Raw genomic sequence first — 23,597 nt, forward strand, 5'->3', positions numbered from 1 at the left:
AGAAATCTCTCTGAGGAGGGAACGATATGGCAGATTACTTAGTAATAGTGGAATCGCCTGCTAAAGCGAAAACGATTGAACGTTACTTAGGAAAAAAGTATAAAGTTAGTGCATCACTTGGTCATTTACGTGATTTACCCCGCAGTCAAATGGGAGTAGATACCGAAAATAATTATGAACCGAAGTATATAACGATTCGTGGAAAAGGTCCGATACTTCAAGAATTAAAAAAAGAAGCAAAAAAAGCGAAGAAAATATTTCTCGCGGCTGACCCGGATCGCGAAGGGGAAGCAATAGCTTGGCATTTATCGCATCAATTGGGAGTGGATATTGAATCAGATTGCCGCGTAGTCTTCAATGAAATCACAAAAGATGCAATCAAGGAATCATTTAAGCATCCGCGTCCTATTGATATGGACTTAGTGGATGCGCAACAAGCTAGAAGAATCCTGGACAGATTGGTAGGCTATAACATTAGCCCGATCCTTTGGAAGAAAGTAAAAAAAGGATTATCCGCGGGACGAGTACAGTCAGTTGCATTACGATTAATCATTGACCGAGAAAATGAAATCAATGCATTTGAACCGGAAGAGTACTGGTCGATCACATCCCAGTTTACTAAAGGTGATAAAACTTTTGAAGCGCAATTTTATGGTGATGCTTCAGAAAAAGTCAAATTGACAAACCAAGAACAAGTAGAAAAGATAGTCAATTCAATCAAACCGGATGAATTTGAAGTATCGAAAGTAGTAAAGAAAGAACGTAAACGTAATCCTGCTTTACCGTTTACAACCTCATCGCTTCAGCAAGAAGCAGCCCGAAAGCTGAACTTCCGTGCAAGAAAAACGATGATGCTCGCGCAACAATTATATGAAGGAATTGCAATTGGAAAAAAAGAAGGTACAGTTGGTTTAATTACGTATATGCGTACCGACTCGACAAGAATTTCCGATACAGCAAAAGAAGAAGTAAAATCATTCATCCACACGATGTACGGGGAAGAGTTTATTTCAACTAGTACCAAAAAGGCGAAAGCTAAAGCAAAGACGCAGGACGCGCACGAAGCTGTACGGCCAACTTCTGCTATGCGGACACCAGATGCGATGAAAGCGTTCTTATCAAGAGATCAGTATCGCTTATACAAACTCATTTGGGAACGGCTTGTTGCAAGTCAAATGGCGCCAGCAGTTTTGGATACTGTAACCGCAGATTTCTTAAATGAGGATATTCGATTTAGAGCATCGGGTTCTCAAGTGAAATTTCCGGGCTTCATGAAAGTTTATATCGAAGGCAATGATGATCAACAAGAAGAAAAAGAAAATATTTTACCGCCTCTTGAAGAAGGAGAACGTATTAAATACGCGGACGTGGATCCGAAACAGCACTTCACACAGCCGCCACCAAGATATTCGGAAGCTCGCCTAGTGAAGACACTTGAAGAACTAGGTATAGGTAGACCTTCTACGTATGCACCGACACTTGATACCATTCAAAAACGTGGGTATGTTACCTTGGATGCTAAACGCTTTATTCCAACAGAACTTGGAGGAATCGTTCATCAGGCGGTAAATCAATATTTCCCGGACATCATTGATATTGAATTCACGAGACAAATGGAACAGCGTCTTGACCATGTCGAAGAAGGCGAAATAGAGTGGCGAACAGTAATCGATGAATTCTATCGTGATTTCGAAAAACACGTAGAAGTTGCAGATGCTGAAATGGAGAAAATTGAAATCAAGGATGAACCAGCGGGTGAGGATTGTGAGAAATGTGGTTCGCCGATGGTTTATAAGATGGGTCGCTATGGAAAATTCATGGCTTGCTCTAATTTCCCAGATTGCCGTAATACAAAAGCCATTATTAAGCCGATTGGCGTGACGTGTCCGAAGTGTAAAGAAGGCGAAGTTGTCGAGCGTAAGAGTAAGACGAAGCGAATCTTCTTCGGTTGTGATCAATACCCTGAATGCGATTATGTTTCATGGGATAAACCGATTTCGAGACCCTGTCCAAAATGTCAGAACACAATGGTCGAAAAACGCTTGAAAAAAGGTGTTCAGATCCAATGTACAGAATGTGATTACAAAGAAGAACCACAAAGCTAAAAAAACATCAAAGTAAATCAGTATAATGAGAAAGAGGTAGTTGAAATGACGCAAACTGTAAATGTGATCGGAGCAGGTTTAGCCGGTAGCGAGGCTGCTTGGCAATTGGCTAATAGGGGAGTTCAGGTGAAACTATTTGAAATGCGCCCAGTGAAGCAAACGCCTGCCCACCACACAGATAAATTTGCGGAATTAGTATGTAGCAATTCCCTACGTGCCAACAATCTGACAAATGCAGTCGGTGTGATTAAAGAAGAGATGCGCCAATTCAATTCTTTGATCATTCAAGCCGCGGATGCTTGTGCCGTACCTGCTGGCGGCGCGCTTGCAGTAGATCGACATGAATTCGCTAACAACGTCACTGAAAAGATCCGTACCCATCCGAACATAGAAGTAGTCAATGAAGAAGTAACAAAATTACCTGAAGGCATTACGGTAATTGCATCAGGTCCACTGACGTCCCCGGCATTAGCGGAAGAAATACGACAACTGACAGGTGAAGAGTACTTATATTTTTATGATGCAGCGGCGCCGATTGTAGAGGCAGATTCGATCGATATGGATAAAGTTTACTTGAAGTCACGTTATGATAAAGGCGAAGCGGCATATTTAAATTGCCCTATGAATGCGGAAGAATTCGAACGCTTCTATGAAGCGTTAATTTCAGCTGAAGTAGCCCCTTTAAAAGACTTTGAAAAAGAACTGTATTTTGAAGGATGTATGCCGATTGAAGAAATGGCGAAGCGCGGTGTGAAAACGATGTTATTCGGTCCATTGAAACCGGTTGGTCTTGAAAATCCTAAAACGGGAAGAGAACCAAAAGCAGTTATTCAGTTACGACAGGATAATGCAGCGGGAACATTGTATAATTTGGTTGGATTTCAGACACATTTGAAATGGGGAGCACAGAAAGAAATATTACAAATGATCCCGGGATTGGAAAATGTAGATATTGTGCGTTATGGGGTCATGCATCGTAATACATTCATCAACTCTCCTAGAGTATTGAACTGCACATACCAACTGAAATCAAAACCAACGATCTTGTTTGCAGGTCAAGTTACTGGCGTAGAAGGTTATGTAGAATCAGCAGGTTCAGGGTTGATAGCGGGTATTAATGCGGCGCAATTGGCGAAGAGCGAGAAGCCGGTCCGATTCCCTAGAGAAACGGCCCTCGGTAGCATGGCTCGCTACATCACGGAAGCTGATCCGAATAACTTCCAGCCAATTAATATCAACTTCGGGTTGTTCCCTGAACTGAATAGACGATATAGAACAAAATCTGAACGTGCAAACAAACATGCGACACGTGCGTTAGATGCACTACAAGAATTCAAAACAACAACAAATATATAATGATCACATCATCTAATATGTTTGAAATTAAACTGAAGATAGGACTCCATCTAATCGGAGCTCTATCTTCAGTTTTTGAGTTGTATTTGAACGGTGCAACTTCTTCATCGATATAACGTCTTGTAGTTAGGAAGAAACGATCATACATATAATGTATAAGTAGTTGGAAGTTAAACTAATTTGACCGTTATGTGACGGAAATACTTCATAAATACAGATATGATCAGGAATCAGTTTTCAAAGTTGCCCAAATTTCCTTGCTATTGTATAGTGTTTTATGGACAACATTTAGATTTAATATTCTATTCCCAATTATTTGCAACCAATAATCTTTCGAAGCTTCAGGTGCACGTTGTACGATGATAAATTCGTATCGAGGTGATAAAATGATTCCTGAAATAGAACAACTAGCAAAAGAATACGTATCCTATATTCGTCTGGAGAAAAATTATTCATCCTATACCGTCGCAGAATATGAAAAAGATCTTCAAGATTTTTTATTATTCTTGCAGCAAGAGAAAATCGATGCGTTGGATGATGTTAATTATCCTGTAGCTAGATTGTATGTTACCCGTTTATATGATCGTTCGTACGTTAGAACGAGTATCTCTAGAAAAATATCAGCTATCCGATCTTTTTTTAAATTCATTAATGCTCGATATGGAATTGAAGATCAGGCATTTCGATTATTGTATCATCCGAAGCAAGAAGAACGTCTTCCTGCTTTTTTCTATCAACAAGAGTTGGAGAAATTATTTGATGCCACGATGGGTGAAGATTTTCGGTCATTACGGGATCGCGCTCTACTTGAGATGCTTTATGCAACCGGTATCCGTGTAGGTGAATTGGTGGAAATCGAAGTGCAAGATGTGGATCATTATTTAGGAATTGTGAAAGTAATGGGTAAAGGACGAAAAGAACGTTTTGTGCCGTTCGGGAGTTTTGCAGGGGAAGCATTGCAAAACTATATAGACAGTAGTCGTCCACGATTAATGAAGCAAAAGAAACATACGAAGTTATTTGTTAATCTACGTGGGGATCCATTAACAGATCGTGGTGTACGCTATGTACTAGATGACTTGATGAAGAAGGCATCATTGCATACCAATATTTCACCACATATGATCCGTCATACGTTTGCGACACACTTGCTCAGTGCTGGTGCCGATCTTCGGTCAGTACAGGAACTACTAGGGCACAGTCATCTGTCGTCAACTCAGGTCTATACCCATATCACAAATGAACACTTACGCCAGACTTATTTACAAACGCACCCTCGTGCTTAGGAGGAACTATAATGGAATTTCATGCAACAACGATATTTGCTATTCATCATGATGGGCAATGTGCTATGTCAGGAGACGGGCAAGTGACGATGGGTGAGTCAGTCGTCATGAAACATACAGCAAAGAAAGTTCGCAGATTGTTTAATGGTAAAGTCTTAGCTGGTTTTGCTGGTTCTGTAGCAGATGCATTTACGTTATTTGATTTGTTTGAAGCAAAACTGAATGAATACGACGGTAATCTTCAAAGAGCTTCTGTTGAACTTGCCAAAGAATGGCGTGGGGATCGAATACTGCGTAAACTAGAGGCATTGTTACTTGTTATGGATGAAAATACACTATTGCTTGTCTCAGGTACTGGCGAAGTAATAGAACCGGATGACGGGGTATTGGCAATCGGATCGGGTGGTAATTATGCTCTAGCTGCTGGACGTGCATTGAAAAAACATAGCAGTGAATTGACAGCAGAAGAAATTGCGAAGATTTCACTTGAGACAGCAGCCGACATTTGCGTATTTACTAATCATAATATTATCGTGGAGGTGCTTTAACTAATGAAGCAAGAAATGACTCCTAAAGCGCTCACGGCGTATTTAAACCGTTTTATTATTGGGCAGGAAAAAGCAAAGAAGGCAGTGGCAGTTGCTATGCGTAATCGATACCGCCGTATGCAATTAACACCTGAAGAACAGGAAGAAGTCATACCCAAAAACATTTTGATGATTGGGCCTACAGGTGTCGGGAAAACAGAAATTGCTCGAAGAATTGCAAAGTTAATTCATGCACCCTTCGTAAAAGTGGAAGCGACAAAGTTTACTGAAGTAGGCTATGTGGGACGAGATGTTGAGTCCATGATTCGTGATTTAACTGAAGTGGGAGTGCGTATGGTTAAAGAAGATATGCGCGAAGCGGTTAGAACACAGTCTCAAAAGCTGGCGGAAGAACGTTTAGTGAAATTACTTGTTCCTGAAGCGAAAAAGAATACAGAAGGTCAAAATCCATTTGAAATGTTTTTTGGTCAAAAGACACAACCTGAACCAGTGCAAACAGAAGATCAATCTGAGATTAGACGAAAGCGTTCAGATATTGCAGATCAGCTAGCGAATGGTCAAATAGAAGAAAAAATGGTGACAGTAGAAGTGCAAGCGCAACAACCTTCTTTATTTGATGCGTTGCAAGGGTCTGGTATGGATCAAATGTCGGGCATGCAAGACGCTTTATCATCACTAATGCCGAAGAAGAAAGTTCAGCGTCGCATGAAAGTAAAAGACGCGAGAATCGTATTGGAAGCAGAAGAAGCGGATAAGTTAATTGATCAAGATGAAGTGGCACGCAAGGGGATTGAATTAACAGAACAAGCGGGAATTATTTTCCTTGATGAAATGGATAAAATCGCAAGTAGCAACCAAAAGTCTTCTGGTGAAGTATCTCGCGAAGGTGTACAACGCGATATTTTGCCAATCGTCGAAGGTTCTACAGTCACAACAAAATACGGGGCTGTTAAGACAGATTATATTTTGTTCATTGCTGCTGGAGCCTTCCATATGTCGAAGCCATCTGATATTATTCCGGAGCTTCAAGGTAGATTCCCGATTCGTGTAGAATTAGACAAATTGACAAAAGATGATTTTGAGCGCATACTGCGAGAACCGGATTTTTCTTTATTAAAACAATATGAACGCCTTCTTGCGACAGAAGAAGTTGAAATTGAATTTACAGACGAAGCGATCAGCAAGCTGGCTGAAATTGCATACGAAGTAAATAATGAAACAGAAAATATTGGTGCTAGAAGATTGCATACGATTTTGGAAAAGTTGCTAGAAGATTTATCATTCGAAGCGGCAGAAATCGGCCCTGCATCTATACAGATTACACCAGCCTATGTGGACGAAAAGCTGGATGGAATTGTAAAGAACAAAGATTTGTCACATTTTATTCTATAAGGGAGTCGTAATAGTTTATTTAACGATTGAAAACCTTTAGAATATTCATTAAAGTCAGAAGAAATCCTTGAGGAGGAACAATAGAAATGAGTTTATTAGTTAAAACAAGAAAAATTAATGCAATGTTACAAAAAGGTGCAGGCGGTCCTGTTAACTTTAAAGAGATGGCGGAAGAGCTAAGTGACGTAATTGATTGTAACGCGTTTATCGTAAGCAGAAGAGGTAAATTACTTGGTTTAGAAATCCACCACCAAATCGACAATGATCGCATGAAGAAAATGTTTGAAGATCGTAAATTCCCTGAGGAGTATACGACTCGCTTGTTCCAGATTAATGAAACGTCTCCAAACATTGATATCGAGAGCGAACATACAGTATTCCCTATCGAAAACAAAGAACTATTCCAAGACGGTTTAACTACGATCGTACCAATTATTGGTGGCGGCGAGCGCTTGGGTACTTTGATTCTTGCCAGACTAAAAGAAGGATTCACAGAAGATGATCTAATTCTTGCTGAATACGGCGCGACAGTAGTCGGTATGGAAATCTTACGTGAGAAATCTGAAGAAATTGAGCATGAAGCACGCAGTAAAGCTGTCGTGCAAATGGCGATCAACTCATTGTCTTACAGTGAGCACGAAGCAATCGAACACATCTTCAAAGAATTAGACGGTAACGAAGGACTTCTTGTAGCTTCTAAAATTGCCGATCGAGTTGGAATTACGCGTTCAGTCATCGTAAATGCGCTTCGTAAATTAGAAAGTGCTGGCGTTATTGAATCACGTTCTTTAGGAATGAAAGGTACGTATATTAAAGTATTGAATGATAAATTCCTCGAAGAACTTGAAAAGCATAATTCATAAAAAATATTGCCACTAAAAAACATATCTAAGAACTGAAGTGAGATCCGTAACTGCGGACTTTGCTTCAGTTTTTTAGTTTCTAAATACTTTGTGTTCCTGTATCTAGTGCGGAAGAACTATACCATTTCAACAAGAAAGGTCATTATTTTCATAAAGTTTGTTACGTTCATTAAAAAAAGTTGCTTCACGGAAGAAAAAGGAAATACTGTCTGCTGAAAATATTATGTTTACATTATATGAGCTTATACGACAAAAAACGTAAGCAACCCACTAAATAGATCATATTAATTATGTAGTAATATTGATTTACATGATATAAAGTAACGAGATGATTTATGTTTATTACTATGAATCTGGTAAAATGGTTACTTTATACTATGAAATGTTTTAGAAAACATTGGACAAAAATCATTAATCTCCGCTACAATAGAGTAGTAGTATCATGAAAAATATCCTTTTTCTACAAACTTATTAGTGAAGAACAATATTAATCAATAAAACTCTATTAAAAACCATGAAGATTGGACTAAATGAGGAAAGGGTGGGAGACGATGGAGATTTATGGCGGGACCATCAACCTGCTTGAAAAAGGTTTGGACTACTCTTCTGCAAAAAGCAAGGCGATTTCGCAAAATATAGCGAATGTAGACACGCCGAACTATAAAACGAAGAATGCTAACTTTAAAGAGGTATTTTCCAGTGAAAAAAGTAAAGGTCTTGAAGCTTATAAGACTGATTCAAAACATATAGACTTTACCCATTCAGCATCGAGTAAAGTATTCGATGTATCTGCTTTGCGTTATCGACAAGATCGTAATGGTGTGGATATGGACAAAGAACAAGCGGATTTAGCAGCTAATCAAATATATAACTCTGCTTTGATTGAACGATTAAATGGCAAATTCAATTCATTACAGAGTGTTATTAAGGGAGGTCGTTAATCATGAGTATTTTTCATAGTCTAAATTCATCGACTTCTGCATTAACAGCTCAACGGTTACGGATGGATGTTATCTCGTCCAATATGGCGAATGTCGATTCAACTAGGGCGAAGCAAGTAGATGGCGAATGGCAGCCATACAGAAGGAAAACAGTTACCTTACAACCCAAGGAAGGTCAATTCTCCTCATTCCTACAAGTAGCTAAAGGAGTTCATTCGCATGGGAATGCAGGAAATGGTGTGGCAGTAACACGTGTCAAAGAAGACCGAGAAACTCCATTTAAATTGGTGTTCGACCCATCACATCCAGATGCTAATGATGAAGGGTATGTCGAAATGCCGAATATTGACCCTTTACGCGAAATGATTGATTTAATGTCTGCTACTCGATCGTATGAAGCGAACGTAACGGCGTTGAATGCAAACAAATCCATGCTGATGAAAGCGTTGGAGATCGGAAGATAAATATATTAGTAATTTATTAGGAGTGAACTAGATGGCGATTCAATCTATTACAGGTGCAATGCCTGCTATGTCGATCCAACAATCTGACATGAAAGCACAAAGGACACCTTTCGAGGCTCAACAGAACTTCTCAGCAATGTTAAATGATGCAATTCATCAAGTGGATCAAACACAAAAAGTCTCAGATACTATGACAGCTAAACTTGTTAAGGGTGAAGATGTCGATTTACATAATGTGATGATTTCGGCACAAAAAGCGAGTATCGCATTAAATGCAACAGTAGAAATGCGTAATAAAGTCGTAGAAGCATACCAAGAAATCATTAGAATGCCTGTCTAACAGATAGAAAGCACTAGGTAGAAGCGGAATCGTGCCTAGTGAGGCTGACCGGGGGATTAGAATGAAAGAAAGATTGACAAAACTCAGAGCAGATCTTAAAGCCTTCTGGGGAAGTCGAACAAAAAATCAAAAAATTATATATATAGTGACAGCAGCCAGTGTAATCGCGCTGGCGGTTTTTTTGACAGTGGCTTTGTCACGTACTACGTATGTAACACTTTATTCAGAAGTATCACCATCTGAAATCGGTCGCATAAAAGAAGTGCTAGACGGTCAGGGCGTTCCTTATCTTGTAGAGCCTGGCGGTACAGCGATATCTGTGCCTGAGAAGCAACTAGATAACTTGCGTGTTTCACTTGCGGCAGAAGGTTTCCCAGACTCTGGACTGATCGATTATTCATTCTTCTCGGATAACGCAGGGTTTGGTACTACAGATAATGAATTCAATATGATTAAGCTTGCTGCGATGCAAACAGAATTAGCTAATCTAATAAAGGGTATAGAAGGTATTAAGGACGCAAAAGTTATGCTTACTTTACCGACAGAAGGAATCTTCGTAAACGATACTACATCCGAAGCTAGTGCAGCGATCATGTTGAAGACGAATCCAGGACAAAGTTTTTCGGAACAACAAATCACATCACTTTATAATCTAGTTTCAAAAAGCTTACCTAACCTATCCAATGATAATATCGTCATACAGAACCAATATTTTGAGTACTTTGATCTAAAAGATTCAGGAGATTCTTATGGAGCTAGTGTGACGGATCAAATGGGCGTGAAAAAGACCATTGAACGCGACTTGCAACGACAGGTTCAAATGATGCTCGGTACATTGATGGGGCAAGATAAAGTAGTTGTATCGGTTACGACAGATATTGACTTCAAGAAAGAACAACGTGAAGAAAACTTGGTTACGCCAGTAGATCCCGAAAACATGGAAGGTATTGCTCTTAGTGTGCAACGGATAACGGAATCATTCTCTGGTACGAATCCGGCAGTAGGTGGAACCCCTGAAGGAGAAGACCCTACCGATAATCGTACGACTTATGTAGAAGGTGAAGGCGGAGACGGAGATTACGAACGTCTTGAAGAAACTATTAATAATGAAGTGAACAGAATTAAAAAAGATATAGTAGAGAGCCCGTACAAAATTAGCAATATCGGTATTCAAGTTATGATCGAACCTCCAACTGCAGATGATCCAACTTCATTAGCTCCAGAAGTTAGACAAGATGTTGAACGTATTTTGGAGACTATTGTACGTACATCCTTGGATAAAGAAGCAGCTGGGGAATTAACGGATGAAATACTGGCCGAAAAAATCGCGGTTTCCGTTCAACCACTTAAAGGCAAGAATATCGCGTTTGAAGATACGAAGACAGTGATTCCTTGGTGGGCGTATTTAATTGGCGGTGTATTACTGCTAGCAGTTATCGTACTCGTCGTGCTGTTCTTGCGTAAGAGACGTAATGAAGCAGCAATGGATGAAGAGCTCGCGATGGAACAAGCTCAAGCCCAATTAGATTCCGTCCAAATTGATGACATCAACTTGGAAACAGAAACAGAGGCGACAGCAAGAAGAAAACAACTAGAAAAAATGGCTAAAGATAAACCGGAAGAATTCGCGAAGTTATTGCGAACATGGATTGCCAAGGAGTAACGGAGGGGTATTAGTTGGTTAAGAAAGATAAAGTCATGTCAGGTAAACAAAAAGCTGCCTTATTGCTCATCTCTCTTGGGCCAGAAGTTTCGGCTTCAGTCTATAAGCATTTGAATGAAGAAGAGATCGAGCAACTGACGTTGGAGATTTCGGGTGTGAAAAAAGTCGAATCCTCTGTAAAAGAAGAAATTATTGAAGAATTTCATAATATCGCTCTTGCGCAGGATTATATTTCACAAGGCGGTATTGGCTATGCCAAGACAGTTCTTGAAAAAGCACTCGGAAAAGACCATGCCCAAGCTATCATTAACCGTTTGACCTCTTCACTTCAAGTGCGACCGTTTGATTTCGCTAGACGTGCAGAACCATCACAGATTTTAAACTTTATACAAAATGAACACCCACAGACAATCGCGTTGATTTTATCTTATTTGGAAGCGGAGCAGGCAGGATTGATCCTGTCACAACTCCCACAAGAAATGCAAGCCGATATAGCAAAACGCATTGCTACAATGGAATCTACTTCGCCGGAAGTAATCAGTGAGATTGAAGCAGTCCTTGAACGAAAATTATCTTCTACTGTTACCCAGGACTTTACCGAAACAGGTGGCGTAGACGCAGTCGTGGAAGTGTTGAATGGTGTAGACCGTTCGACAGAAAAAACGATTCTCGATGCGCTTGAAATTCAAGATCCAGAACTTGCAGAAGAAATTCGCAAGAGAATGTTTGTCTTTGAGGATATCATCACATTGGATAACCGTTCCATTCAGCGTGTTATTCGTGATTGTGAAAATGAAGATTTGATTTTAGCAATGAAAGTATCAAGCGAAGAAGTAAAAGATATATTATTCAAGAATATGTCACAGCGTATGGCAGAGTCATTCAAGGAAGAAATGGATGTTATGGGGCCGGTACGACTTCGTGATGTAGAAGAAGCGCAATCCCGTATCGTCGGAATCATCCGTAGACTTGAAGATGCAGGAGAAATCATCATAGCGCGTGGTGGAGGAGATGACATCATTGTCTAATCTGTTTCGATCCGAGCGTACGGTAATGAATCAAAGTCCTACAAAAGAAATTTTAATCCGTAACTTGCAACCTTCACAACCGGTTGAAGAGACAGTAGAGCCGGTAAGTATGGGTAAAGTATTCATGGAACGCAATCGCTTATTGCAGGAGATGGAGCAACGTAAAAGCATAGTAGATACCGAAATAAAACAACGACTAGATCAAGCTGCTGCAGATGTCGAATCGATGCATGCCGCGTGGGCTAGTGAAAAAGAAGAATTGCAGCAACAAGCCTATGATGAAGGTTTTCAGGCGGGGTATGAAGATGGTCGTAATAAAGCAGTGGCTGAAATGCGTGAAATGATAGAGGCTGCGAACGAAACTACTACTTTATCTTACGAGAACGCAACCCAATACTTAATCAATCAAGAACGCGTGATTTTGGATATTGGCATGCACTCAGCCGAAAGAATTATTAATAGAGTGATAGAGGAAGACGATGAAGCGTATTTATCCATTGTCCGCAAAGGCATTAAAGAAGCTCAGGAGAGTAAAGAAATTAAATTATTCGTACCGACTGAGCAGTTTAAAATGGTCACGACACATCGGTCGGAACTCGCTTCGATTTTTCCGCCCGAAACCCCGTTCCTTATTTTTGTCAATGAAGATTTCAATGCAACAGATTGTTTTATCGAAACGAACCATGGTCGCATCGTAGTGAGTGTAGATGATCAACTGAATGAACTGAAAGAACAATTGGTGAAAATAATGGAAGATGGTGTGTGAATTTGAAAAAAGCTGAAGATCTCATTCCAATCATTCCGAATATCAATACGTTAAAGAAGTTTGGGCGCGTTATTCGAGTAGTAGGATTGCTGATAGAATCCGAAGGTCCCGAGTCATCTATAGGTGATGTATGCTTTATTCACTTGAACGTCCCAGAAGAAGGACGTTCCTTAATTCAAGCCGAAGTTGTAGGATTTAGAGAAGAAATTGTCATGCTGATGCCTTATACGGATATTCGTAATATTTCAAGTGGTTGTTTAGTGGAAACGCTAGGTAAACCACTTGAAGTGAAAGTAGGAATGAATCTACTAGGACAAGTTCTAGATTCTTTAGGAAAACCGATTGATAATAGCCCCCTACCTAAAGGTCTGGCAACAGTACGAACGGAAAACAGCCCACCGAACGTCTTGACACGCCCTACTATTAATGACAAGTTGGCTGTAGGCGTAAAGGCAATCGATGGCATGCTGACGGTGGGAAGTGGTCAGCGTGTCGGGATATTTGCGGGGTCGGGTGTTGGTAAAAGTACATTGCTTGGGATGATCGCACGCAATACGGAGGCGGACATCAATGTGATCGCACTGATTGGGGAACGTGGTCGCGAAGTTCGGGAGTTTATCGATCGTGATCTAGGGCCAGAGGGATTAAAGAAAACAATTGTCGTAGCTGCCACTTCCGATCAACCGGCGCTAATGCGAATAAAAGGTGCGATGACAGCTACAGCGATTGCGGAGTACTTCCGCGACAAAGGACTGAACGTTATGCTGATGATGGACTCAGTTACACGTGTAGCCATGGCGCAGCGTGAAATTGGTTTAGCGGTTGGTGAACCGCCAGCCACAAGAGGGTATACTCCTTCTGTTTTCGCTATTCTACCCAAACTATTAGAACGCAGTGGTACGAATGAAAAAGGTGCTATCACCGCTTTTTATACTGTGTTAGTTGACGGTGATGATATGAATGAGCCGATTGCAGATGCTGTGCGAGGGATTCTTGACGGTCATATAGTGTTAGATCGTACGCTAGCCAATAAAGGCCAATATCCTGCAATCAATGTGTTGAAAAGTGTCAGTCGTCTAATGAATCATATTGCGGATCCAGAACACCTGAAAGCAGCAGCGAAATTGCGTGAATTGTATTATGCCTATGACAAATCAGAGGATTTAATCAATATTGGTGCATATAAAAAAGGAACGTCACGAGAAATCGATGAAGCGATTGAATATGAGCCGATCATTACCAATTTTCTAAAGCAAAAATTTAATGAGAATATCCAATTAGAAGACACGGTAAATGAAATGGTCGCGTTAGCTTCTGGAGGAGGAGAGCGTAAATGACTTCTTTCCATTATCGTTTTGATAAAGTTTTAGATTTGCGTGAACAAGAGCGTGATGAAACAGAAATGGCTTATAAAGAAGCGATCGAAGAGTTCGAAAAAGTGGCAACACAGTTGTATGACCAGATGAAAAAGAAAGAAAATATCTTGGAAGAACAGCAACAACGTATGACTACAGGTTTTTCCATTGATGACTTGCACCACTACTCTCGTTTTATTACTACACTTGATGTAACGATAGATCACATTCAACAAGAAGTAATGAAATCTCGTTCAAAAATGAATTGGTATGAAACGCAGCTGTTGGAAAAGAACATAGAAGTAAAGAAGTTTGAGAAGATGAAGGAAATCGGTAAAGAACAACATAATGCCGAGATGGAACATGTGGAAGCAAATCGAATTGACGAACTATCGACGATGAAGTTTCGTTCAAAAGAAGACGGGTGGTAAAGTGGCTAAATCGAAAAAGAAAAAAGAGGTTAAAGACTCTGTCGAAGTATCAGAAAAAAAGTCGATCGGCTTTTTTCAGATTTTACTCGCATGGATCATCATTCCTCTTATGTTCACAACAGCTGTTGTCTTAATAATAGCTAAAGTAGCAGATGTTAACGTTTTCGATCAGGCGAAAGAATGGACATCAAAAGTCCCGTTCTTGGAACAAAAAGCACCTGATGAAAAAGTCGAAGGAGATCTAATATTAGAAGAACGTGTGATTTCTCTACAAGCAGAAATCCAAGAAAAAGAAGCACAATTATTCGAAGTGCAAGATGAGCTTACTCAAGTGAAAGACTCCAATGAAACACTTGTAATCGAAAAAGAAAAACTAAATGAAGAGATCGAGAAGCTAAAACTAGAACAAAGTGAATCCAAACGTGATTTCAAAGAAATTGTTACGACATATGAGCAAATGTCGGCTAAATCATCGGCTCCTGTCATTACCAAAATGGGCGATGCAGAAGCCATTCAAATATTATCTAGTCTAAAGCCCGCTACGCTAGCAGCTATACTAGAGAAAATGTCCCCTGAAGAGGCCGCTAAATATACTTCTATGCTTACAAAGTAGTATAATAGTAATTGAGGGAGGTGAAAAAGTGAACTTAGGACTATTAATGGGCATAGGTTCTCCAAGCATTCCTATGAATTCAGCCCCTTCTACAGTGAATATTGAAGGAGAAGGGTTCGGAAGTGTATTCCAAAGTTTGATGTCCGCAACCGCTATACCGGCAAAACCCCAGACACTAGGCGCTGATCAAGAGTTGACTAAATTACTCGGCGAAGTTCTTAACGCTGATTCGTTGGAAGAGTTAGAAGGACTTCTTGAGGAGTTAAAGCAATCTGTGAAGTCGCCTATTGTAGCTCAATTATTGAAAGAGGCTGGATTAAGACAAACGATTTCGGTAAAAGGAACTGCTGTTGAGAAAATCTCTACTGAAATAATTGAAAAAACTATAGAAGAACAAACAGAAGAGTTAAAACTTGAACAAGCAACACCAACACAAAATCAAAATCAAATACAAAATTCTCTTGTTCAACTAACAGAAGAAGCTGAAGAGTTGCTTGGGCAAATGATTGCTAGTCTCGAAAAGGAAAGTTTGGTTAATGGTAATACGGAATTAACTATAACGGATCTACCAAATCTTCATAAGTTTCCAAGTCTGCAACAATTAGCTGCTCTTATTAGTGAAAATCCTGATAAACTTATAGAAGTAGTTACAAATGTCCTAGAAGATGTCGGCGTGACAAAAACACAACTAGATGAGATTGCAGCTACAGGAGATATTTGGTTTGTGCTCGATGTATTACAGCAATTGCCGCCTGAAAAAATTAAAATAGCTATGGAGCAATTACCACCAAAAGTCACTGTTGAATTAACTGCATTGCTTAAAACAATTGAACTAACAGCACATAAGATGGATTTATTTACAAAACAATTGAATTTAGTGAAAACAATCCAACCAATTCTATCCCAGTTTGCAAGTCAGTTAGAGGCGAATGTCGTACAACCTGAAGCGAAGCAACCTGTACAAATTCCATCTGCTATGCAACATGTTATTCGATTTACAACAGAGCAATCTGCAGCTGATGCGAAACAACAAGATCAACAATCTAAGGCAAATGAGACAGTCACACCAGTAACAGCCACCACACAGAATGAAGCTAGACCTGTATTCCAGATGAATACCACAGAGAAAGTACCAGAAAGTCGAAGTGAAGCTCTGATGCGTGAATTCCAAGCTGTATTGAACCGCGCGAACTTTGGTCAGACGAATGGAATGAACCGGATTTCAATCAAACTGTATCCGGAACATCTTGGACAAATTCGAATAGAATTACTGGAAGTAAACGGTGTGATGACAGCGAGGATTTTGGCATCTACAGCGATGGCACGTGAAATGCTCGACAGCCAAATGCATCAACTGCGACATGCCTTCAATCAACAGAACTTGCAAATGGATAGAATTGATCTATCACAAACACTTCAAGATCCGTCGAAGAGTGATAGAGAACAAGCTTTCAACAAGCAAAACCAGCAACAAAAAGAACAAGCTACCGATCAAAATGAAACTCAAGATGAACAACAACAAACATTCCAAGAATTCATGATTGAACTGGAGGCGTAAACATTGCCAGAAGGAACAAATTCTACAACAACTAATAGTGCGATTACAGATTCCATGTATCTAGTCAATAAGCAACGTGATCAGCGGAAAACTGGACCCGATACAATGGGTAAAGACGCGTTCATGAAAATATTGATTGCACAGATGGCGAATCAAGATCCAACGAATCCGATGAAAGATACAGAATTTGTTGCACAGATGGCACAATTCTCTTCATTGGAACAAACGATGAACTTAGCGAATGCATTTGAAAAATTCGCTGCTTCTCAAAACCAAAGTCAATTGATTCAATACAATAGCTTTGTTGGAAAAGAAATACGTTGGCACGAAGTATCTGACAAAAAAGGCGAGGATGATAAGCCGATTATCAATGAGGGTACAGGGGTCATACAGTCAATTAAGTATATCGACGGCTCAGTAATCTTCACAATGGCAGATGGCAAAGAGTTATCACCAGGAAACATTTCCGAAGTAATGGGGAATGGTTCTAGTTCAGGCTCTGGCGCAATTGGTCAACCCAATAATCTAGTACAAGCTAGTATGCTAATCGGCAAGACAGTAGGCTATATGAAAGGCGACGAAGAATTTACTGGAAAAGTCATATCTGTTACGAATAAAGAAGGCAGTTTACACTATATATTACAAAACGGTACGAAAATCGAAGGTAACCAACTTACAACGATCAGTGAATAATTGAATGGAGCGATGTCATGAACAAGATCGATATCCATCGCATTCCATCACCGCCACCTATACGCCAAGGACAGATACAAGCACAATCGAAGCAGTCATTTCTCGAACACTTACAGCTCGCGACACAGCCAGAAAAACTAAAGATCAGTAAACATGCGAACGACCGGCTGCAAGAACGGGGTATTCAAATGACCGACTCAGAATGGGCGCATATCTCACAAAAAGTAGACGAGGCGAAGAGGAAGGGAATCCGTGATTCACTCGTGTTGACCGATCAAGCCGCACTCATTGTCAGTGCGAAGAACTCAACCGTCATCACAGCGATGAACCGCATGGAAGCGAAGGACCAACTATTTACGAATATAGACGGCACGATACTACTTAGCTAAACACGGCAGGACCTTAACAGGATGCCATTGCCCCGCCGACTGATTGACGCGGTGCACTCTAAAAACGAGAGGGGAAACTACATTATGCTTCGTTCAATGTACTCAGGAATATCAGGATTGAAAAACTTTCAAACAAAATTGGATGTAATCGGTAATAATATCGCGAACGTCAATACGTATGGTTTCAAAAAAGGACGAGTTGTATTTAAGGATTTATATTCTCAAACTATATCAGAAGCAACAGGACCCGGTAATGACCGTGGTGGTATGAATCCAAAACAGGTAGGACTTGGATCCCAAATCTCTGCCATTGATACAATACACAGTGCTGGTTCAACACAATTCACTGGAAACACCTTAGATATAGCTATTGAGGGAGACGGTTTTTTTGTAGTTGAGGATCCGAATGGTGAAACGCTATATACACGCGCAGGTAATTTTTATTTGGACGAAACAGGTGCGATTGTCGATGGTGAGGGAAGAGTTCTATCTAAAGATGGTGGCGGTAGTATTATTGTTCCTCCAAATGCAACTTCTCTATCAATAGGTCAAAATGGAGAAGTCAAGTTCGTAATAGACGGGGAACTTGAGGGAGAGGATGTTATTGTTCTGACCAAATTTGCGAATCCTGGCGGTTTGACAAAAATGGGAGGGAATTTGTATCGTGAAAGTGCGAACTCTGGACCGGCGTTAGGTAATACGGGTTCCCCCCAAGAAGACGGCCGCGGTGCAATCAAATCAGGCTCCCTAGAAATGTCCAACGTTGACCTATCCGAAGAATTCACAGAAATGATCGTTGCACAACGTGGATTCCAAGCCAACACGCGAATCATCACGACTTCAGACGAAATCTTGCAAGAACTAGTAAACTTGAAGCGATAACATAGCATAGTTTGAGAAGGAGGGTCGGGCCGGCCTTGGCCTGGCCCCTTACATATGATTAAAGTGACAAGACTAAATCGAACGACGTTTACGTTAAATGCATTGTACATAGAGAGAGTTGAGTCGTTTCCAGACACGACGATCACATTGACGACTGGGTCAAAGTATGTTGTTCTTGATTCAGCTGAAGAGGTTAATAGCCGAATCATAGAATTTTATCAAGCGGTCCAGCTGCTATCCAATCCGCATATCCGGGGTGATGAAGAAGATGAAGAATAAGTTGTTGACGATTTCATTGATCATTTTAGTGAGTATTACGTTGATCGGTGTCGTGGCGGTCGTTTTGATTATGAATTTTAATAAAGATAGTGATGGAGAAGAGAAAGCCCCATCGATTGATGAAATTATTGAGTCGTCAGTGGATATGGAAGAGATTACCACGAACTTGTCAGGTCGTAATTTTGTCCGTGTGTCGTTAAAAATCCAAACAGATAGTAAAAAAGCGGCTGAAGAATTAACCAAACGTGATTTCCAAGTGAAGAATCTAGCCATTCAAGAATTGTCTGAAATGACCGCAAAAGATCTTGAAGGGAAAGTGGGCAAACAGCAATTTGAAGATACCATTAAAGCGAAGTTGAATGAGCTGATGCAAGATGGTGAAATACAGAAGGTGTATATTGTCTCTTATATCATCCAGTGACGGCTGGAATGACGTACTAGAGAAGTGTGCGCGATGGGAGGTGGGCTTATGTCGGGAGATGTACTGTCCCAAAATGAAATAGATGCGTTGCTGTCTGCTTTATCGACGGGTGAAATGTCAGCAGAAGAAATGAAAAAAGAAGAAGAAACAAGAAAAGTACGTGTCTATGACTTTAAGCGTGCACTTCGTTTCTCAAAAGATCAAATTCGAAGTTTGACTAGGATTCATGAAAATTTCGCCAGATTACTGACGACGTACTTTTCAGCCCAGCTGCGTACGTATGTACAGATCAATGTAATGTCGGTAGACCAAATTCCTTTTGAAGAGTTTATCAGCTCTATACCTAATATGACACTGATCAATATATTTGATGTGTCTCCTCTTGAAGGAAACATTTTAATGGAAGTCAATCCAAACGTAGCCTATTCCATGTTGGAGCGACTGATGGGCGGCTTTGGGTCAAGTTCAGGAAAAACAGATAATATGACTGAAATTGAAACGAAGATTTTAACGAATTTATTTGAGCGTTCATTTGATAGCTTACGGGAAGCTTGGTCAGGACTGATTGAAATTGATCCATATTTGACCGAGATGGAAGTAAATCCGCAGTTTCTTCAAATGATTTCACCGAACGAAACCGTTATCGTTATTTCGTTCAATATAATGATTGGTGAATCTAGCGGCATGATCAACATTTGTATTCCCCATGTGGTGCTAGAACCAATTATTCCGAACTTGTCCGTGCAGTATTGGATGCAAACGAATAAAAAAGAACCTACCCCTGAACAAAGCATACAGTTGGAACGACGAATAAAAAATGCGATGCTGCCCGTAGTAGCAGACCTTGGAAAAGGCGAAATATCCATTCACGACTTCTTGCATTTACAGCTTGGGGATGTTATTTCATTGGATACTAGTATTGAGGAACCTCTGACGATACGGATAGGAGAAAAACCTAAATTCACTGCTCAGCCAGGAAAATTACGTAACCGTATGGCTGTTCAAATACTAGAAATACTGAATACGGGAGAGGATGAAGATGATGAGTGATAATATTCTCTCACAGGAAGAGATTGAAGCGTTATTGCGTGGTGAAACATTAGAGCCTGCGGAAACGACCGAACCTGCATCAGAAACTATCGACATTAACGATTACTTGACCGAAATGGAGCAAGACGCATTAGGTGAAGTCGGTAATATTTCATTCGGTAGTTCAGCAACAGCGTTGTCCGCTTTGCTTGGCCAAAAAGTAGAAATCACAACACCTAAACTTACACTAATCCAACGTGATAACTTGGAAGATGATTTCGTTCATCCATATGTTGCGATCAAAGTGGAATACACTGAAGGATTAAGCGGTGTTAATTTGCTTGTCATCAAACAAACGGACGCGGCCATTATCGCTGACTTAATGCTCGGCGGAGACGGCACAGCACCAAATCAAGACTTAAGTGAAATTCATTTGAGTGCAGTTCAAGAAGCGATGAATCAAATGATGGGATCTTCAGCTACTTCGATGTCTACCATCTTTAATAAAAAAGTCGACATTTCACCACCCACTATTGATTTGTTGAATATTCAAATCGATCAAGGAACCGAATATATTCCTGCACATAATTTATTGATTCGCGTGTCATTCAATTTAAAAGTCGGTGATTTGATTGACTCTGACATAATGCAATTGTTCCCACTGGAGTTCGGTAAAAAGTTAGTGTCTTCCCTGATGGGGGATGAAGAAGCGGCTACTATGACAGAAGTACCGCCCACACCACAGACATCCCACTATTCAGAACCAGAGCCTATGTATGCACCAGAAGAGCCTGCACCCGTGCAACAACAAACAGCCTATCAAGCGCCACCTGTTCAACAACCAGCTGCACCGAGACAGACTCAAGCGCCTGTGCACGTTCAGCAAGCGGAGTTCGCTAGTTTCCAAGCACCATCTTTAAACAAGGAAGAATCAAATAATTTAAATTTACTACTTGATATACCACTCCAAGTAACAGTAGAATTAGGACGTACGAAGCGTTCTGTTAAAGAAATACTGGAAATGTCTGGAGGATCGATTATTGAACTAGATAAATTGGCAGGGGAGCCTGTTGATATATTAGTCAATAATCGCTATATAGCAAAAGGGGAAGTAGTAGTCATTGACGAAAACTTCGGAGTCCGCATTACGGATATTTTGAGTCAAATGGATCGGTTAAACAATTTACGATAGAAGATACTTGGAGGGAATATGAATGGGAAAACGAATTTTAGTAGTAGATGACGCAGCATTTATGCGCATGATGATCAAGGATATCTTAACGAAGAATAACTATGAAGTAGTTGGAGAGGCTGCAGACGGTGCACAAGCTGTCGAAAAGTATAATGAATTGAAGCCCGATCTAGTCACAATGGATATCACAATGCCTGAAATGGATGGAATTGCCGCATTGAAAGCAATTAAAGGTACACACCCATCTGCGACCATCATCATGTGTTCGGCAATGGGGCAGCAGGCAATGGTCATCGATGCAATCCAAGCTGGAGCAAAAGACTTTATCGTTAAACCATTCCAAGCGGACCGTGTTATTGAAGCGATCGACAAAGCATTGAGCTAAGTGCGTCTTATGAATGTAAAAAGAGTAGTCCAATATTTTATACTATTCCTTCTGTGTTTTACTATGACACCATTAGCGCTTGCAGATACGGATCCCGACATCAGCGTGTCAGATTGTATTGGAAAAGGTAAAGATTGTGAAGAAAAAGCACCGGTTGCTGAGAATGATGAAAAAAACATAACTGATAATGACCTGGACGAGCCGAAAGGTCTTACAGCAAAAGATTACATCCGGACTATTCTAGCTTTTATATTTGTAATAGGTTTGCTCGTGTGGTTGCTGCGATTCATGAATAAGCGCAATAGAAGCTTTGATCAAAATCGCCTCATGACGAATTTGGGCGGTGTTCCATTAGGGCAACATAAATCTATTCAACTAGTAAAAATGGGTAGTCATTATTTTGTGGTGGGTGTAGGGGAAAATGTTCAGCTACTAAGAGAAATAGATGATCCTGATGAAATCGCGGATTTGCTTGAACGTTATGATCAAGGCAATGAAGTTCAGAAGGGAATATTTTCACATTTGTACACCCGGTTTTTCTCAAAGGCCGAGCAATCTCATGTAGAAGAACCCACTTTCAGTCAAGTGTTCTCAACCAAAATGGATGAAATCAAATCTGATCGTAGAGAACAGTTAAATCGGTTAAATCGGAAGGAGAGCGACCGCGATGGTTGATTTTCTGGAAACATTTTCCGACAGTGATCCGACCAACGTCTCTACTTCTATAAAGATGTTGTTGTTACTTACAGTCTTGTCACTCGCACCAGCGATTTTAATCCTTATGACTTCGTTTGCAAGGATTATTATCGTCTTGTCATTTGTACGAACGGCACTTGCTACACAGCAAATGCCTCCTAACCAAGTGCTAGTAGGTTTAGCTTTATTTCTAACATTCTTCATTATGTCACCTGTGTTATCTCAGGTGAATGAAGAAGCCTTGACTCCGCTGTTTGATGAAGAAATTAGCTTGGACGAGGCATACGAACGTGCCAGTATTCCGTTCAAAGAGTTTATGAGTCAACATACGAGACAGAAAGATTTGGAATTATTCATGCGATATAATCAAATGGAACGACCGGATACGATTGAAGATATTCCGTTGACGATGATGGTACCGGCATTTGCCCTTAGTGAGATTAAAACCGCATTTCAAATGGGCTTCATGATTTTCATTCCTTTTCTAGTCATCGATATGATTGTTGCCAGTGTACTTATGTCCATGGGGATGATGATGCTTCCGCCTGTTATGATTTCATTGCCGTTCAAGATATTATTATTTGTTCTGGTAGACGGATGGTATCTTATCATCCAGTCATTGCTGCAAAGCTTTTAGGGAGGAATTTGAATGACGAGTGAATTTGTTATTACCATTGCAGAACGGTCAGTTTGGGTTATTCTTCTCGCTTCAGGTCCTCTCTTAATAGTCGCTTTAATGACAGGACTTGCCGTGAGTATATTTCAGGCAACTACACAGATCCAGGAACAGACATTGGCATTCGTGCCTAAAATTGTAGCGGTAATGGTTGCTATTATATTTTTTGGACCTTGGATGTTATCGTATGTAACCAATTATGCGAGCGATATCTTTTCCAGTCTCTCCAGGTATGTCGGGTGATTG

The 23,597-nt window shown here is 40.3% G+C and carries 27 protein-coding genes; all 27 read left to right on the plus strand.

Annotation, left to right across the window (positions count from 1 at the left end):
- The first annotated feature begins 26 nt into the window (after positions 1-26).
- A complete protein-coding gene (gene topA, locus CSV69_RS02845) occupies positions 27-2,105 on the plus strand; it encodes a type I DNA topoisomerase (RefSeq protein ID WP_085428629.1) in 2,079 nt (692 codons plus the stop codon).
- 45 nt (positions 2,106-2,150) lie between these two features.
- Positions 2,151-3,461: an FADH(2)-oxidizing methylenetetrahydrofolate--tRNA-(uracil(54)-C(5))-methyltransferase TrmFO gene (gene trmFO, locus CSV69_RS02850; protein WP_085428630.1), complete on the plus strand. Its 1,311-nt coding sequence runs from the start codon at positions 2,151-2,153 to the stop codon at positions 3,459-3,461.
- Between the two features lie 386 nt (positions 3,462-3,847).
- Entirely contained in the window at positions 3,848-4,747 is a 900-nt protein-coding gene (xerC, locus tag CSV69_RS02855; RefSeq protein WP_085429108.1) for a tyrosine recombinase XerC, read from the plus strand.
- An 8-nt stretch (positions 4,748-4,755) separates the two neighbouring features.
- A complete protein-coding gene (gene hslV / locus CSV69_RS02860; RefSeq protein ID WP_099692666.1) occupies positions 4,756-5,295 on the plus strand; it encodes an ATP-dependent protease subunit HslV in 540 nt (179 codons plus the stop codon).
- 3 nt (positions 5,296-5,298) lie between these two features.
- Positions 5,299-6,687 (plus strand): ATP-dependent protease ATPase subunit HslU, encoded by a 1,389-nt coding sequence (hslU, locus tag CSV69_RS02865; protein WP_085428632.1) that lies wholly within the window; start codon positions 5,299-5,301, stop codon positions 6,685-6,687.
- Between the two features lie 86 nt (positions 6,688-6,773).
- Positions 6,774-7,550, plus strand: a complete 777-nt coding sequence (gene codY / locus CSV69_RS02870) for a GTP-sensing pleiotropic transcriptional regulator CodY (RefSeq protein ID WP_099692667.1) — start codon at positions 6,774-6,776, stop codon at positions 7,548-7,550.
- A gap of 551 nt (positions 7,551-8,101) precedes the next feature.
- Positions 8,102-8,491: a flagellar basal body rod protein FlgB gene (gene flgB, locus CSV69_RS02875; protein WP_085428634.1), complete on the plus strand. Its 390-nt coding sequence runs from the start codon at positions 8,102-8,104 to the stop codon at positions 8,489-8,491.
- Between the two features lie 2 nt (positions 8,492-8,493).
- Positions 8,494-8,955, plus strand: coding sequence for a flagellar basal body rod protein FlgC (gene flgC, locus CSV69_RS02880; protein ID WP_085428635.1), 462 nt, complete (start codon positions 8,494-8,496; stop codon positions 8,953-8,955).
- Positions 8,956-8,986: 31 nt separating this feature from the next.
- A complete protein-coding gene (gene fliE / locus CSV69_RS02885) occupies positions 8,987-9,295 on the plus strand; it encodes a flagellar hook-basal body complex protein FliE (protein WP_085428636.1) in 309 nt (102 codons plus the stop codon).
- A gap of 61 nt (positions 9,296-9,356) precedes the next feature.
- The gene (gene fliF / locus CSV69_RS02890; RefSeq protein WP_085428637.1) at positions 9,357-10,958 is read left to right on the plus strand and encodes a flagellar basal-body MS-ring/collar protein FliF; all 1,602 of its coding nucleotides are present in this window, start codon (positions 9,357-9,359) and stop codon (positions 10,956-10,958) included.
- Between the two features lie 14 nt (positions 10,959-10,972).
- On the plus strand, positions 10,973-11,986 hold the full coding sequence (gene fliG, locus CSV69_RS02895) for a flagellar motor switch protein FliG (protein WP_085428638.1): 1,014 nt from the start codon (positions 10,973-10,975) through the stop codon (positions 11,984-11,986).
- Entirely contained in the window at positions 11,979-12,752 is a 774-nt protein-coding gene (locus tag CSV69_RS02900) for a FliH/SctL family protein (protein WP_158232596.1), read from the plus strand. The genes fliG and CSV69_RS02900 overlap by 8 nt, the downstream gene beginning before the upstream one ends.
- Positions 12,749-14,089 carry a flagellar protein export ATPase FliI gene (fliI, locus tag CSV69_RS02905; RefSeq protein ID WP_085428640.1) on the plus strand — a complete coding sequence of 447 codons (1,341 nt, stop codon included), beginning with the start codon at positions 12,749-12,751 and terminating at the stop codon, positions 14,087-14,089. Before CSV69_RS02900 ends, fliI begins: the two co-directional genes overlap by 4 nt.
- Positions 14,086-14,538 (plus strand): flagellar export protein FliJ, encoded by a 453-nt coding sequence (gene fliJ, locus CSV69_RS02910; RefSeq protein ID WP_085428641.1) that lies wholly within the window; start codon positions 14,086-14,088, stop codon positions 14,536-14,538. Before fliI ends, fliJ begins: the two co-directional genes overlap by 4 nt.
- 1 nt (position 14,539) lies before the next feature.
- Complete coding sequence (locus tag CSV69_RS02915) at positions 14,540-15,151, plus strand: MotE family protein (protein WP_099692669.1); 612 nt, start codon at positions 14,540-14,542, stop codon at positions 15,149-15,151.
- Positions 15,152-15,179: 28 nt separating this feature from the next.
- Positions 15,180-16,709, plus strand: a complete 1,530-nt coding sequence (locus tag CSV69_RS02920) for a flagellar hook-length control protein FliK (protein WP_099692670.1) — start codon at positions 15,180-15,182, stop codon at positions 16,707-16,709.
- A gap of 3 nt (positions 16,710-16,712) precedes the next feature.
- Positions 16,713-17,402 carry a flagellar hook assembly protein FlgD gene (flgD, locus tag CSV69_RS02925; protein WP_233192314.1) on the plus strand — a complete coding sequence of 230 codons (690 nt, stop codon included), beginning with the start codon at positions 16,713-16,715 and terminating at the stop codon, positions 17,400-17,402.
- Positions 17,403-17,419: 17 nt separating this feature from the next.
- Positions 17,420-17,791 carry a TIGR02530 family flagellar biosynthesis protein gene (locus CSV69_RS02930; protein ID WP_099692671.1) on the plus strand — a complete coding sequence of 124 codons (372 nt, stop codon included), beginning with the start codon at positions 17,420-17,422 and terminating at the stop codon, positions 17,789-17,791.
- An 84-nt stretch (positions 17,792-17,875) separates the two neighbouring features.
- On the plus strand, positions 17,876-18,673 hold the full coding sequence (gene flgG, locus CSV69_RS02935; RefSeq protein ID WP_099692672.1) for a flagellar basal body rod protein FlgG: 798 nt from the start codon (positions 17,876-17,878) through the stop codon (positions 18,671-18,673).
- Positions 18,674-18,727: 54 nt separating this feature from the next.
- Complete coding sequence (locus tag CSV69_RS02940) at positions 18,728-18,952, plus strand: flagellar FlbD family protein (protein WP_085428647.1); 225 nt, start codon at positions 18,728-18,730, stop codon at positions 18,950-18,952.
- The gene (gene fliL / locus CSV69_RS02945) at positions 18,942-19,373 is read left to right on the plus strand and encodes a flagellar basal body-associated protein FliL (RefSeq protein ID WP_085428648.1); all 432 of its coding nucleotides are present in this window, start codon (positions 18,942-18,944) and stop codon (positions 19,371-19,373) included. Before CSV69_RS02940 ends, fliL begins: the two co-directional genes overlap by 11 nt.
- A gap of 48 nt (positions 19,374-19,421) precedes the next feature.
- On the plus strand, positions 19,422-20,423 hold the full coding sequence (fliM, locus tag CSV69_RS02950; RefSeq protein WP_085428649.1) for a flagellar motor switch protein FliM: 1,002 nt from the start codon (positions 19,422-19,424) through the stop codon (positions 20,421-20,423).
- Positions 20,416-21,594, plus strand: a complete 1,179-nt coding sequence (gene fliY, locus CSV69_RS02955; RefSeq protein WP_085429109.1) for a flagellar motor switch phosphatase FliY — start codon at positions 20,416-20,418, stop codon at positions 21,592-21,594. The genes fliM and fliY overlap by 8 nt, the downstream gene beginning before the upstream one ends.
- A gap of 22 nt (positions 21,595-21,616) precedes the next feature.
- Positions 21,617-21,979: a response regulator gene (locus tag CSV69_RS02960; protein WP_085428650.1), complete on the plus strand. Its 363-nt coding sequence runs from the start codon at positions 21,617-21,619 to the stop codon at positions 21,977-21,979.
- 63 nt (positions 21,980-22,042) lie between these two features.
- Positions 22,043-22,654 carry a flagellar biosynthetic protein FliO gene (locus tag CSV69_RS02965; protein WP_158232597.1) on the plus strand — a complete coding sequence of 204 codons (612 nt, stop codon included), beginning with the start codon at positions 22,043-22,045 and terminating at the stop codon, positions 22,652-22,654.
- Entirely contained in the window at positions 22,647-23,312 is a 666-nt protein-coding gene (gene fliP, locus CSV69_RS02970) for a flagellar type III secretion system pore protein FliP (protein ID WP_085428652.1), read from the plus strand. Before CSV69_RS02965 ends, fliP begins: the two co-directional genes overlap by 8 nt.
- 12 nt (positions 23,313-23,324) lie before the next feature.
- Positions 23,325-23,594, plus strand: coding sequence for a flagellar biosynthesis protein FliQ (gene fliQ, locus CSV69_RS02975; RefSeq protein ID WP_085428653.1), 270 nt, complete (start codon positions 23,325-23,327; stop codon positions 23,592-23,594).
- Positions 23,595-23,597: the final 3 nt, after the last annotated feature.

This window comes from Sporosarcina sp. P26b, assembly GCF_002743245.1.
Classification (GTDB): Bacteria; Bacillota; Bacilli; order Bacillales_A; family Planococcaceae; genus Sporosarcina; species Sporosarcina ureae_C.